The sequence below is a fragment of the Streptomyces sp. BV286 genome (assembly GCF_019090165.1).
Lineage (GTDB): Bacteria > Actinomycetota > Actinomycetes > Streptomycetales > Streptomycetaceae > Streptomyces.
Window position 1 is genome coordinate 19,223 of sequence record NZ_JAHRIB010000046.1, and the last position, 12,615, is coordinate 31,837.

Sequence of the window (12,615 nt, forward strand, 5' to 3'; positions counted from 1 at the left end):
CGTCGTGCCCCCTCTCACCGGTACTCCGACAGCCTGCGTCCGATGCCGAGCAGCGCGCCGGCGGCGGCCAGTACGGCGAGCACCGCGGCGCCCACCACGAGGCCGTTCATCGCGCCCCGGCCGTCCCCGGCCGCCTGCTTGAACTCGGCCTGCTCGTGCGTGATCGCGTCGGCGAGTGCCTCGTCGACCTTGTCGAAGCACTCGCCCGTGGGCTTCTTGTCGTTCGAGCCGATCACCCGGTCCAGCGCGCCCTGGTAGTTGCCCAGGTTGTCCTGTTCGCGGGCTTCCGTGTGCCGTTCCTTCCAGACCTTCATGTTGGCCGTGGCCGCCTCGACCGGCTTCGTGCCCGCGCTGTTGTCGGCGAGGCCCTCGGCGGCGGCCAGCTTCGTGGTGAGGAGCTTCATCTGCAGCTTGAAGTCGTGGTCGAAGGCGTCCACGACCTCCGCGTCCGGGCCCGTGCCCAGCTTCACGGTCTCCGCGCCCCGGGCGACCAGCGTGAGGTTCTCGTTGCCCCGGGCCTTGAGCGAGGCGATCCGGGCGTCGTTCAGCGTGTTCAGCGAGCGGACCGCGTTGTCGTACGAGTCGTTCAGCCCGGCCCGCGCGACGCTGTGGCCGACCACCAGCCACAGCAGGACGACCGTGGAGGCCGCGGTGGCGGCGACCAGTCCGTGGTTCAGCACCCGGTTCGTACGGCGGTAGTTGCGGTGCTGGGCCCAGCCGAGGCCGCCGATGGCCAGGACGCCGACACCGATCGCGATCCACGGGTACGGCGTCGCGTCGTCGTAGTCGGACCGCAGCCGCTGGTTCTCCACCGTGTAGAGACGCTCGGCGTCATCGAGCATCACCTGCATCTTCGCGTTGGCGTACCGCAGGTAGGCGCCGCCGAGGGGGAAACCCTGACGGTTGTTGGCCCGGGCGCGCTCCACGAGGCCCTTGTACTCGGGCAGCATCGTGTTCAGCTTGGTGATCGTCTTCTCCGAGGCGGAACCCGGCTCGGAGTTGGCTGCCGCGGTCACCAGCTTCTCCGCGGCGTTGTCGATGTCCCGCTCGTACCGGTCGCGGGAGGCCTTCGTCTCCTGGCCGCCCGCGAGGAAGCCGCTGGACGCCGCTGTGTTGGCGTCGGCGAGGGAGCGGTAGATGTCCGCGGCGTCGGCGCTCAGCGGCTGGCTGCTGTGCAGCACGTCGTCCGCGGCGGCCGACCGGTCCGTCATCTCCCAGGCGGTGATCGCCCCGAACGCGACGACGAGGAGGGCGAGCACCGCGCCGATGATGCGCAGCCGGCCGGGCTCGGTGGTCGCCGCGGCCCGCAGCTGGTCGACACCCTCCGCCCACGCCGTACGGCGTGGGGGCGCGACCTCGGGAGCGCCGGGACGGCCCTGCGGCCCGGGCGGCGGAGCCTGCGGCGGGACCGCGGGCATCGTGGGCGCCGGCATCCCCGGTGGCGCCGCCGTGCCCTGCTGCTGGTACGTCACTCGACCTCCCCCATGGTCATCGCCGGTCACCTCCGCCCGGCGCCGGGAGGCACGGGAAAGAGGAGCACGGCCGCAAGTATCGCCGCCGGGACCGACATCCGCACAGGCCTTGACTCGATCTTGTTCCGATCGGAGCCAGGCCTTGCCCGGATACGGCACAGCGAAGATCCCGCACCACCCCTGCCCATGAATACGCCAACCCGAACTGTTCGGTTCCCGGCGTGCTCAGACCACCTCGTAAAACTCCCGTACGCGGGCGTGCGCCCGGGCCGGGGCACCCTCGTGGTCGAGTCCGAGGAGCGCCGACCCGAGGACCGGCCGGGCGGTGACGACCCGGGGCGCGGCCTTGGGCGCCCGCTCGGCCAGCAGCTCCCGTACGCGGTCGTCGAGTTGGGGGTGGCGGGCGGCCAGCACACCGCCGCCGAGCAGGACCGGCGCCTCCTCGTCCAGCAGGTCGAGCCGGGCCAGGGCGACGACCGCCATGCTCACGATCTCGTCCGCCAGCCGGTCGACGAGCGCACGGGCGACCGGGTCGCCGTCCGCGGCCGTGGCGAACAGGACGGGCGTCAGCTCGTGGCGCCGGACGTCCTCGATGTGCTCCAGGTGCAGGGCCTCGATCAGCTCGTACATCGTGGTGAGACCGAAGTGCGCGGGCAGGGTACGGGCCAGCGCGGTGGCGCCCCCGCGACCGTCCTCGGCGCGCGCCCCGTGCCACAGGGCCTCCTCGGCGAGGCCCCAGCCCCCGCCCCAGTCACCGGAGACCCGGCCGAGGGCGGGGAAGCGGGCGACCCGGCCGTCGGGCCGCATGCCCACGCAGTTGATGCCCGCACCGCACACCACGGCGACGCCCCGCGGTTCCTCGACCCCGGCGCGCAGGATCGCGAAGGTGTCGTTGCGGACCTCCACGGTCGCCCCCCACGCGCGCGCGTGCAGAGCGGCGGCCAACTGTTCCTCCTCCACGGGCAGATCGGCGTTGGCGAGGCACGCGGAGACATGGTCGACGGCGGTGACGCCCGCCTCGGCGAAGGCCCGGCCGACGGCCTCGGCGAGGGTGTCCACCGCCTGCCGGACACCCACGGCGGGGGGCCGGAACCCGCCGCCGCGCGCCGTGGCGAGCACGCTCCCGTCGGCCGCCACGACCGCGACGTCGGTCTTGCTGTTCCCCGCGTCGACGGCGAGGACCCTTGCGGTCACGCCCACGCGAGGTGCTCCCGGTTGTGCGCGATCAGCCGGTCGGTGAGGGCGTCGGCGGACGCGTACTGGCCGACCAGGGGGTGGGCGAGCAGCGCCCGGAACACCCGCTCACGGCCGCCGCGCAGCGCGGCCTCCAGGGCCAGGTCTTCGTACGCGGTGACGTTCGCCATCAGCCCCGCGAACAGCGGGTCGACCGGCGCCACCGGCAGCGGAGCGGCCCCCGGGTGCCCGACCGCCGCCTGCACCTCGATCACGGCGTCGTCGGGCAGGAACGGCAGCGTCCCCCGGTTGTACGTGTTCACCACCTGGTACGGGCTCCCGCCCCCGCCCAGCAGGGACGCGGCGAGGTCGACGGCGGCCTCCGAGTAGTATGCCCCGCCCCGCTTCGCCAGCAGCGCCGGCTTCTCGTCGAGCGCCGGGTCGCCGTACATCGTCAGCAACTCACGCTCCATCTCCGCGACTTCCGCGGCCCGCGACGGCTTCGTACCCAGCTCTCGTACGACCTCGTCGTGCGCGTAGTAGTAGCGCAGGTAGTAGGACGGGACGACGCCCAGGCGGTCGAGGACGCCGCGGGGCAGGCGCAGGTCGTCGGCGAGGGTGTCGCCGTGCCCGGCGAGCAGCTTCGGCAGTACGTTCTCGCCCTCGGGGCCGCCGAGTCGCACATGGGTTTCCCAGGTGAGGTGGTTGAGGCCCACATGGTCCAGGTGCACATCGGCGGCGGCGACACCGAGCATCGCGGCGAACTTCCGCTGGAACCCGATCGCCACGTTGCACAGTCCGACCGCCTTGTGGCCGGCCTGGAGGAGGGCGCGGGTCACGATGCCGACGGGGTTGGTGAAGTCGATGATCCAGGCGTCCGGATTGGCGCGCCGGACGCGCTCGGCGATGTCGAGCACCACCGGGACCGTACGCAGCGCCTTGGCGAGGCCGCCCGCGCCGGTGGTCTCCTGGCCGACGCAGCCGCACTCCAGCGGCCACGTCTCGTCCTCGTTGCGGGCCGCCTGGCCGCCCACGCGGAGCTGGAGCAGCACGGCGTCGGCGCCGTCGACGCCCGCGTCGAGGTCGTCGGTCGTGGTGATGCGCCCCGGGTGCCCCTGCTTGGCGAAGATCCGCCGGGCCAGGCCGCCGACGAGCTCCAGACGGTCCAGCGCCGGATCGACGAGGACCAGCTCCTCGATGGGCAGGGTCTCCCGCAACCGCGCGAATCCGTCGATGAGTTCAGGGGTGTAGGTGGAGCCCCCGCCCACTACTGCGAGTTTCATGTCAACCTTTCACTCCGGTGAGCGTGACGCCCTCGACGAACGCCTTCTGCGCGAAGAAGAACACGAGGATCACGGGGGCCATGACCAGGACGGTCGCGGCCATCGTCAGATTCCAGTCGGTGTGGTGCGCGCCCTTGAAGGACTCCAGGCCGTAGCTCAGGGTCCAGGCGCCGGGATTCTCGGACGCGTAGATCTGCGGCCCGAAGTAGTCGTTCCAGGCGTAGAAGAACTGGAAGAGCGCGACGGCGGCGATACCGGGCTTGGCCATCGGCAGTACGACCTTCAGCAGGGTCCTGAGGTCCCCGCAGCCGTCGACCTTCGCCGCGTCGATGTACTCGTTCGGGATCGTCATCAGGAACTGCCGCAGCAGGAAGATGGAGAACGCGTCGCCGAACGCCATCGGGATGATCAGCGGCCACAGCGTGCCCGACAGATCCAGCTGCTTCGCCCAGAACAGGTACATCGGGATGATGATGACCTGGGGCGGCAGCATCATCATCGAGATGACCAGCATCAGCGACAGGTTCCGGCCACGGAAGCGGAACTTGGCGAGCGCGTACGCCACCGGGACGGAGGACGCGACCGTCAGGGCGGTGCCGGCGCCCGCGTACAGCAGGGTGTTCTTCCACCAGGTGAGGAAGCCGGGTGTGTCGAACACCTTTGTGTAGTTGCCCCACTCCCAGGTGTCCGGGACCAGGTCCCGGCTCAGTGTCTGGGAGTCGCTCATGAGTGACGTCAGGACGACGAACACGAAGGGCAGGACGAAGAACAGGGCGGCCGCGACGCCGAGCGCGTGCACGGCGATCCACTCCAGGAGGGCCTTGCGGCGGGCGGTCCGCTCGGCGGGCGTGACCGGCGGCGCCTCCAACTCCACGGGCTTGTCGAGTACTTGGGTCATGGGTCAGTCACCTGCCTGGATGAGACCGCCCCGGCGCCGCATCAGGAACGCGGTGAACGCCATGGACAGGGCGAACAGCACCAGCGCGACCACGCACGCGGAGCCGTAGTCGAAGCGCTGGAAGCCGAGGTTGTAGACGAGCTGCGGCAGGGTGAGCGTCGACTTGTCGGGGTATCCCGGTTCGAACTGCTGGCCCGAGCCGCCGATGATCCCGGAGGCGACCTTTCCCGCGACCAGCGGCTGTGTGTAGTACTGCATCGTCTGGATCACGCCGGTGACCACCGCGAACATGATGATCGGCGAGATGTTCGGCAGCGTCACGAACCGGAACCGCTGCCAGGCGGACGTGCCGTCCAGCTCGGCGGCCTCGTACTGCTCCTTCGGTACGTCGAGCAGCGCGGCCATGAAGATGACCATCAGGTCGCCGACGCCCCAGAGGGCGAGCATGGTGAGGGCGGGTTTGGACCAGGTGGAGTCCGTGAACCATCCGGGGGTCGGCAGACCGAGGTCGCCGAGGACCGAGTTGACCGGTCCGGTCCCCGGGTTGAGCAGGAAGACGAAGGCCAGCGTGGCCGCGACGGGCGGCGCCAGGTAGGGCAGGTAGAACAGGGTGCGGAAGACACCCGCCCCGGTCTTGATCTTCGTGATCAGCAGGCCGATTCCCAGGCCGAAGACGACCCGGAACGTGACCATGACGAGCACCAGCCACAGGGTGTTGCGCAGCGCGGGCCAGAACATCGGGTAGTCGTTGAAGACGTAGTTCCAGTTCTCCAGTCCCCGGAAGACCGGGACACCGAAGCCGTCGTACTTCATGAACGAGAAGTACACGGTGGAGATCAGCGGGTATGCGAAGAAGACGCTGAAGCCGATGAGCCACGGCGACATGAAGGCGGCCGTGCGCAGAGCCTGCTTCCTGCGTTTCGTACGCAGCGTGAGCGTGGCCGCGGGAGGCGTGGACATGGCCGCTACTTCGCCTGCTCGATGTCACGGTCGATCTGGTCGGCGGTCTTCTTCAGACCGGCCTTCAGATCCTTCGCCTTGCCGGACTCGTACTGGTAGCCGAAGTCCTGCAGCGTCGTCTGGTAGGTCGAGCCGTTGACGGAGGCCGGCGGGGTGTTGGAGTGCGGGTTCTGCGCGATGTCCAGGAAGGTCCTGAAGCCCGGGTCGACCTTCAGGCCGGGCGACTTCAGGGCGGCGAGCGTGGACGGCACGTTGTGGATGGCGTTGGCGAAGGAGACGACGGCCTCGGTGTCGGTCGTCATGTACTTCATCAGTTCCCAGGCCGCGTTCTGCTTCTTGCTCTGCGGAGCGATTCCCATGATGGTGCCGGAGAGGAAGCCCTTGCCGTACTCGTCGACCTCGTCGTCGGCGACGGGCATCGGCGCCGTGCCGATGTCGAACTTCACGCCCGCGTCCTTCGCCATGCCGAGCCGCCACTCGCCGTCGAGCTGCATGGCGACCTGGCCGGTCTGGAAGGGGTGCTTGGCGCCCCACTCGTCACCGAACGTGTTGCGGTACTTCTCCAGTTTCTGGAAGCCCCCGAGGTCGTCGACGAGCTTCTTCTGGTACGTGAACATCTCGGCGAAGGCCGGGTCCTCGGCGATGGCGGACTTGCCGTCCTTGCCGAAGTAGGAGTGGTCCCACTGCGACATGTAGTGGTCCACCACGGTCTCGTAGCCGTGGTAGTTGGGCATGAAGCCGAGCTGCTCGTACGAGTCGCCCTTGGTCTTCGTCAGCTTCTCGGCGACCTTCGCGAACTCGGACCACGTCTTCGGCGGAGCCTTGATGCCGGCCTCCTCGAACGCGTCCTTGTTGTAGTAGAGGCCGTACGCGTCGCCCAGCAGCGGCATCGCGCAGCGCGTGCCCTCGAACTGGGTGTACTCCAGCATCGGCTTCGGGATGATCTTGTCGAGGTCGAGCTTCGACTTCTCGATGAACGGCTTGAGGTCGGCGAAGGCACCGGACGAGCAGAACTTGCCGACGTTGGACGTGGTGAACGACGACACCACGTCGGGCCCGTTGGAACCGCCCGCGCGCAGCGCCTGGTTGAGCTTGTCGTCGTTGATGTTGCCGACGACCTTCACCTTGATGTTGGGGTGCGCCTTCTCGAAGCGGTCGATGTTCGCCTGGACGGCCTTGACCTCGGCGGGCGCGCTCCAGCCGTGCCAGAACGTGATCGTGGTCTCGGCGTTCGGGTCGTCCGTGGCGCCGGCGTCGGACTGGCCGGTACAGCCGGTGGCGAGCAGGGCGATGGAGGCGGAGGCGGCGAGCACTGCGGCCGCTTTTCGGGATATTCCGGGCATGGCAGGGTCTCCCTGGGACGGGGCGGGGCTGGACGGTGTGGGATGGGGCTGTTCGACGTGCGGGTGCCGGGCTGCGGGTACGGGCGTGGTCCGCGGGTCGGGGGGTCGGGTCGGGAGGACGGGCTACGGGCTCAGTGGGCCGAGGTGTCGAAGACCTCGTCACGGGTGGCCGCGAGCGCGCTCTCCAAAGCGCCGCGCAGCACGGGGTGTTCGTGGACGTCGCCGACGACGAGGCGCGGCCGGGACGCGGCCAGCTCCTCCAACTCGGCCTGCACCAGTGCGCGCAGCGGTTCGCCGCCCCTGCTGAGCGAGGCGCCGCTGAGGACGACGAGTTCGGGGTCGAGGACGGAGACGAGCGAGGCGAGGCCGGTGGCGAGCCCCGTCGCGTATGTCTCCAGCAGCTGTCGGTGGGCGCCCGCGTTGATGTCCGCGGCCTGCCCGACGAGTTCGGCGGCGACCTCGGAGTACGGCCCCGTGGGTACGGGCCTGATACCGAGTTCGCGGGCCAGCTTCGGGATGGCCTGGGAGCCGGCCAGCTCCTGGTAGCCACCGCTGTTGGCCTTGGTGACGTGCCGTACGAGGGGTGCGCCGGGCACGGGGAGGAAGCCGACCTCGCCGGCGCCGCCGGTCCAGCCGCGGTGCAGCCGGCCGCCGAGCACCAGGGCCGCGCCGAGGCCGCCCTCGTTCCACAGCAGCACGAAGTCCTCGTGGCCCCGGGCCGCACCGAGCCGTTGTTCGGCCACGGCGGCCAGGTTGACGTCGTTCTCGTACTCGACGGGCATCGGCAGTGCCGCCGCGAGCTCGTCGAGCAGGGCGGGGGAGTGCCAGCCGGGCAGGTGGGAGGCATAGCGCAGCCGGCCCGTGTTCGGGTCGAAGGCGCCGGGGGTGCCGATGACGAGCCGCTGGATGTCGGCCCGGGCGAGCCCCGCCTCCTTCACCGAGCCGTCGAGGGCGTCGGTGACCTGCCGCACGACGGTGTGGGCTGCGCGCCGGCCGGGGGTGGGCAGTTCGTACTCGCCCACCGTCCGTCCGGTCACGTCGGCGACGGCGGCGAGGATCCGCTCGGGCGTCACGTCGAGCCCGGCGGCGTACGCGGCGGCCGGGTTGACCGCGTACAGCTGCGCGTTGGGCCCGGGCCGTCCCTCGCTGGTGCCGGTGACGACGACGAGTCCCGCCGCCTCCAGCCGGGCGAGCAGCTGGGAAGCGGTCGGCTTCGACAGTCCGGTCAGCTTGCCGATGCGGGTCCGGGACAGCGGACCGTGCTCCAGCAGGAGGTCGAGCGCGGCGCGGTCGTTCATGGCGCGCAGGACGCGTGGGGTGCCCGGCGTACCGGAGGTTCCTGCCATGACGTGTCGACACCTGCCTTTCGGCTGCCCAGCTTCCCAGCGTGGTCACCGGGAAGTCCACCGAGGGATCATTGTTAGGAAACTTTCCTATCGATGGGAGGAAGGTAGGCCGGGGGTGGGGGAGGCGTCAATACCGGCCACTGGCGGGAAGCGAAGTCGTTACCTGGCGTTCCGCGGCAGAGGGTCCGGCGGGCGTCGGGAGCGGCGCGGGGCGGTCGCAGGCCACGGACGGCGGGCGTCGGAGAGCGACGGGCACGACGGGGAGCAGCAGGGCGTGGCGGACGGGTGGGGCGGAAGGTGTGGCGCGGAGGCATGCATGCGTGTGGGGCGGTCCCGGATCGCTCCCGGGACCGCCCCACACGTATGAGAAAGCTCTCTCGCCTACTTGGTCACGTTCGACGGCACCGCCGGTGCGACCGGCGCTATCGGGGACGCCGTCTGCGACTGCGGGGACGCCGAGTTGGAGTAGGCCGACGGGGCCGCCATGCCCGCTGTCGGGTCCGGTGCCGGCTCGTCGTCGGCCGGGACCGGGAGGCCGCCCACGATGCGGATGCCCACCCGGTCGAAGGCCTGCTTGATGCGCCAGCGCAGCTCGCGCTCCACGGAGAGGGCCTTGCCCGGCATGGTCTTCGCCGAGACCCGCACCACCATCGACTCCAGGAGGACGCTGTCGAGGCCGAGGACCTCTATCGGGCCCCACAGGCGCTCGTTCCAGGGCTCGTCCTTGCTCATCGCCTCGCCGACCTCGGCGAGGACCGAACGGACGCGGTCGAGGTCCTCGTCGGAGCGGACCGTGACGTCGACGAAGGCCGTGGCCCAGCCCTGGGAGAGGTTTCCGATGCGCTTGACCTCGCCGTTGCGGACGTACCAGATCTCGCCGTTGTCGCCGCGGAGCTTGGTGACCCTGAGGCCCACCTCGATGACCTCGCCGGAGGCCACCCCGGCGTCGACCGTGTCCCCTACGCCGTACTGGTCCTCCAGGATCATGAAGACGCCGGAGAGGAAATCGGTCACCAGGTTGCGGGCGCCGAAACCGATCGCCACACCCGCCACACCCGCGGAGGCCAGCAGCGGTGCCAGGTTGATCTGGAACGTGCCGAGGATCATCAGCGCGGCCGTGCTCATGATGGTGAAGGACGCGACCGAGCGGAGCACCGAGCCGATGGCCTGGGAGCGCTGGCGGCGGCGCTCGACGTTGACCAGGAGGCCCCCGAGGGCCGTGCCGTCGACCGCCTGCGCCGTACGGTTCATGCGGTCGATGAACTTCGTGATGGTCCGCCGGATGGCCACTCTCAGTACGGCCGCTATGACCAGGATCAGCAGCACGCGCAGGCCGATGCTGAGCCAGGTGGACCAGTTCTGCTCGACCCAGCTCGCGGCGTTCGTGGCGCTGTCCTGGGCGTCCTGGAGTGTGGGCGACGTCGGTTCCTCGGTGGGATCGGCGGCCGACAGGACGGACAAGAACACGGCAGGTACCTCCAGGCGTAGCGGCCCGCCCGCGGCATGGGGACATCGGGTGGGGCGCCGACGGGCGGAACCACCACACTAACGGGGCATCGTGTGTGGATCGTTGCAATGTTCGAGGGAGAGACCGTGCTCACCTGGGGATGAAGGATGTGTGGTTGAAAACACTCCCAGCCCGTTACCGGGACATGGTGGCGCTTCCACACGGCCTGAGGGGAGACTGACTACAGATCGTCCCGGCGCGAGCCACGCGCCGCCGGCGTACAAGGAGGCCATCCGTGCCGCATGTCCTGGTCCTCAACGCGTCGTACGAGCCCCTCGGTGTCGTACCGCTCCGCCGCGCGCTCGTCCTCGTCCTCGAGAACAAGGCTGTCTGTCTCGAGGAATCCGGCGCCTTCATGCACAGCGCGACCGTCACTGTCCCCGCTCCCAGCGTGGTCCGGCTGAAAAGGTTCGTGCGGGTCCCCTACCGGGGGCCTGTTCCGCTGACCCGCCGGGCGCTCTTCGCCCGGGACGGCGGCCGGTGCATGTACTGCGGTGGCGTCGCAACCAGCGTCGACCACGTCATCCCGCGCAGCCGCGGGGGTCAGCACGCCTGGGACAACGTGGTGGCGTCCTGCCGCCGCTGCAACCACACCAAGGCCGACCGTCACCTGGTCGAGATCGGCTGGCGCCTGCGCCATAAACCGGCCCCGCCGACGGGGCTCGCGTGGCGCATCATCGGGACCGGACACAGGGACCCGCGGTGGCTGCCCTACCTGCAGCCGTACGGGGCCGAGGACGCCATGGCCCGGATCGACGGCATCTCCGCCTGACGATCCGGGCCTTCGTCTTGCCCTGCGAGGGCCGGTCCCGCCGGTCTTTCCCGGCTCTCCGGGAGGTCCCCTCGTGCCTCCCGGAGAGCCGGAGCTCTCGCACGCCGTCCCCGCGGCGCGCTCACGCGAAGCGCAGCTCCGCCGGGCGGACCGAGCGGCCCAGGAGGGGGAGCGAGGTGGCCGCGGCGAGCAGACAGGCCGCGTACACGGCCACGGGCACGAGCAGCGGCAGCAGCGGAACCGCGTGCGTGCCCTCGGGGACCGTGGCGTACCAGACACAGATCCCCGCGCCTCCCAGCCCCGCCACCAGCATCGCGGGAGCCAGCGGCAGGGCCGTCTCCAGGATCAGGGCCCGGCCGAGCACCGCCCGTACGCAGTGCAGCAGCGTCGACTTGCCGCTGCCGCTCGCGCCGGTGACGGCGAGGATCTCGCCCGCGCACAGCTCCACGGCGGCGCCGCGCAGCGCCCGGGTCCTGCCGTGCGTCCGGTCGAGCTCCCGGGCCGCCAGGATCGGCGCGGGCCGGTGGGTACTGCTCATGGGCGGGCTGGTCATGCCGGATCTACCTCCGCGGTCAAAGTGGTGAGCCGGGCCGCGGTGGTGGTCATCCAGCGCAGATCGGCGTCGAGGTGGTTGAGGGCGTAGTCGGCCGAGAGGACCGTCGCCAGGTCGCCGCCCGGGGCGGTCTTGACCGCCGTGAGCTCCCGCATCCGTGCCATGTGCGCGGCGCGCTGGGCGCTCAGGTAGGCGGCGGGGTCGGTCGAGGCGAGGATCGCGCAGACGACCTTGGCGAAGATCTCGTTCGTCACGAAGGGCGCGGGCGGGGTGATCTCGCCCGCCCAGCCGACGAGTTCGTTCGCTCCCTCGTCGGTGGACCGGTACATCGTCCGCTCGGGGCCGCCGTCCGAGTCGGTCCCGTCGACCTCGGCCAGACCGTCCCGGACCAGGCGCTGCAACGTCGTGTAGACCTGCCCGTAGGCCAGCGGGCGGGCCTGTGGGAAGCGTTCGTCATGGCGTCGCTTGAGGTCGTAGCCGTGGCTCGGCCCTCCGGCGAGCAGTCCCAGCAGGATGTGGCGGGTGCTCATGCCAACCAGTATGCACTGAGTATATGTACTGAGTGAATAGTGATCGCCGAAAAGGCCGCCCCGCGGCGGGAGTCGTGGGTCCGGTCGCGCCGGGTGATCGCGCAGGCGCTCTTGGTCATGCCGCCCATCCGGGTCAGAATGTGACCAGGCACACGTTGTAGGAGCTGTCACGTCTGCGGGCCCGCCTGCTGGGTAGGGCTGCCCTGACCCGCCCGTACGACTACCAAGGAGGCCCCCGTGGCCGCATCGGCACAGCTTCTGCTCTCGGCCCTTTCCAAACGCCCGGCGGACGAGACCGCCCACCCCGACACCGACCTCCCCGACATCGACCCTCACCCGCAGTACTGCATCTTCACCGCCGAGGGAGCCGCCGCCGAGGCGCCGCTCACCAGCGAGCCGCCGCTGCCCGACGCCGCGCCCCTCACCAGCGAACCTCCTCTTGCCGACGCCGCGCCCCTCACCAGCGAGCCCACCTCCACGGGTGCCGCCGCCGGCCTGGTCCCGTCGGGGGTCTGATGCCCCTCTCCCGGCTCGCCGCCCTGTACGGCGTCGCCACGTCCTACAGCCCGTCCCCCGACCGCACGGTCGCGGCCTCGGACGAGGCGGTCGTCGCCGCGCTCGCCGCGCTGGGCGTACCTGCCGGGACGCCGGACGCCGTCCGCGGCTCCCTCGCCGCGCGCGAGGCGGAACTCCGGGAGCGGCTGCTGCCGCCGACGCTGGTGTGCTGGACCGGGTCCGCACCCGCGACCCCGCCAGCGCCCGGCCCCTCGGCCGGGGC

General features: G+C 70.7%; 11 protein-coding genes and 2 pseudogenes. 3 read left to right on the plus strand and 10 right to left on the minus strand.

From position 1 onward, the window contains the following. Window positions 1-14 precede the first annotated feature (14 nt). From KUF83_RS06355 to KUF83_RS06390, 8 genes are all read right to left on the minus strand, one after another. The gene (locus tag KUF83_RS06355; RefSeq protein ID WP_217453567.1) at window positions 15-1,472 is read right to left on the minus strand and encodes a hypothetical protein; all 1,458 of its coding nucleotides are present in this window, start codon (window positions 1,470-1,472) and stop codon (window positions 15-17) included. 225 nt (window positions 1,473-1,697) lie between these two features. Further along, on the minus strand, window positions 1,698-2,672 hold the full coding sequence (locus KUF83_RS06360) for an N-acetylglucosamine kinase (RefSeq protein ID WP_217453568.1): 975 nt from the start codon (window positions 2,670-2,672) through the stop codon (window positions 1,698-1,700). Next, the gene (locus tag KUF83_RS06365) at window positions 2,663-3,928 is read right to left on the minus strand and encodes a 6-phospho-beta-glucosidase (protein WP_217453569.1); all 1,266 of its coding nucleotides are present in this window, start codon (window positions 3,926-3,928) and stop codon (window positions 2,663-2,665) included. Before KUF83_RS06365 ends, KUF83_RS06360 begins: the two co-directional genes overlap by 10 nt. 1 nt (window position 3,929) lies before the next feature. Continuing rightward, window positions 3,930-4,826, minus strand: coding sequence for a carbohydrate ABC transporter permease (locus KUF83_RS06370; protein WP_217453570.1), 897 nt, complete (start codon window positions 4,824-4,826; stop codon window positions 3,930-3,932). Between the two features lie 3 nt (window positions 4,827-4,829). Then, window positions 4,830-5,786, minus strand: coding sequence for a carbohydrate ABC transporter permease (locus KUF83_RS06375; protein ID WP_217453571.1), 957 nt, complete (start codon window positions 5,784-5,786; stop codon window positions 4,830-4,832). Window positions 5,787-5,791: 5 nt separating this feature from the next. Continuing rightward, on the minus strand, window positions 5,792-7,129 hold the full coding sequence (locus KUF83_RS06380; RefSeq protein WP_217453572.1) for an ABC transporter substrate-binding protein: 1,338 nt from the start codon (window positions 7,127-7,129) through the stop codon (window positions 5,792-5,794). A 131-nt stretch (window positions 7,130-7,260) separates the two neighbouring features. Continuing rightward, the gene (locus KUF83_RS06385; protein WP_217453573.1) at window positions 7,261-8,475 is read right to left on the minus strand and encodes an ROK family transcriptional regulator; all 1,215 of its coding nucleotides are present in this window, start codon (window positions 8,473-8,475) and stop codon (window positions 7,261-7,263) included. A gap of 381 nt (window positions 8,476-8,856) precedes the next feature. Further along, complete coding sequence (locus tag KUF83_RS06390) at window positions 8,857-9,942, minus strand: mechanosensitive ion channel family protein (RefSeq protein WP_217453574.1); 1,086 nt, start codon at window positions 9,940-9,942, stop codon at window positions 8,857-8,859. A 275-nt stretch (window positions 9,943-10,217) separates the two neighbouring features. Between KUF83_RS06390 and KUF83_RS06395 the strand changes: the two genes are divergently transcribed. After that, the gene (locus KUF83_RS06395) at window positions 10,218-10,754 is read left to right on the plus strand and encodes an HNH endonuclease (protein ID WP_217453575.1); all 537 of its coding nucleotides are present in this window, start codon (window positions 10,218-10,220) and stop codon (window positions 10,752-10,754) included. 358 nt (window positions 10,755-11,112) lie between these two features. Here the strand turns inward: KUF83_RS06395 and KUF83_RS06405 are convergent. Beyond that, window positions 11,113-11,292: pseudogene (locus KUF83_RS06405) on the minus strand (ATP-binding cassette domain-containing protein); the annotation flags it as partial. Window positions 11,293-11,303: 11 nt separating this feature from the next. Continuing rightward, window positions 11,304-11,837 carry a PadR family transcriptional regulator gene (locus KUF83_RS06410; protein ID WP_217453576.1) on the minus strand — a complete coding sequence of 178 codons (534 nt, stop codon included), beginning with the start codon at window positions 11,835-11,837 and terminating at the stop codon, window positions 11,304-11,306. 237 nt (window positions 11,838-12,074) lie between these two features. Between KUF83_RS06410 and KUF83_RS06415 the strand changes: the two genes are divergently transcribed. Next, a complete protein-coding gene (locus KUF83_RS06415; protein WP_217453577.1) occupies window positions 12,075-12,353 on the plus strand; it encodes a hypothetical protein in 279 nt (92 codons plus the stop codon). Next, window positions 12,353-12,615: pseudogene (locus tag KUF83_RS06420) on the plus strand (4-alpha-glucanotransferase); the annotation flags it as partial. The gene KUF83_RS06415 and the pseudogene KUF83_RS06420, both read left to right, overlap by 1 nt.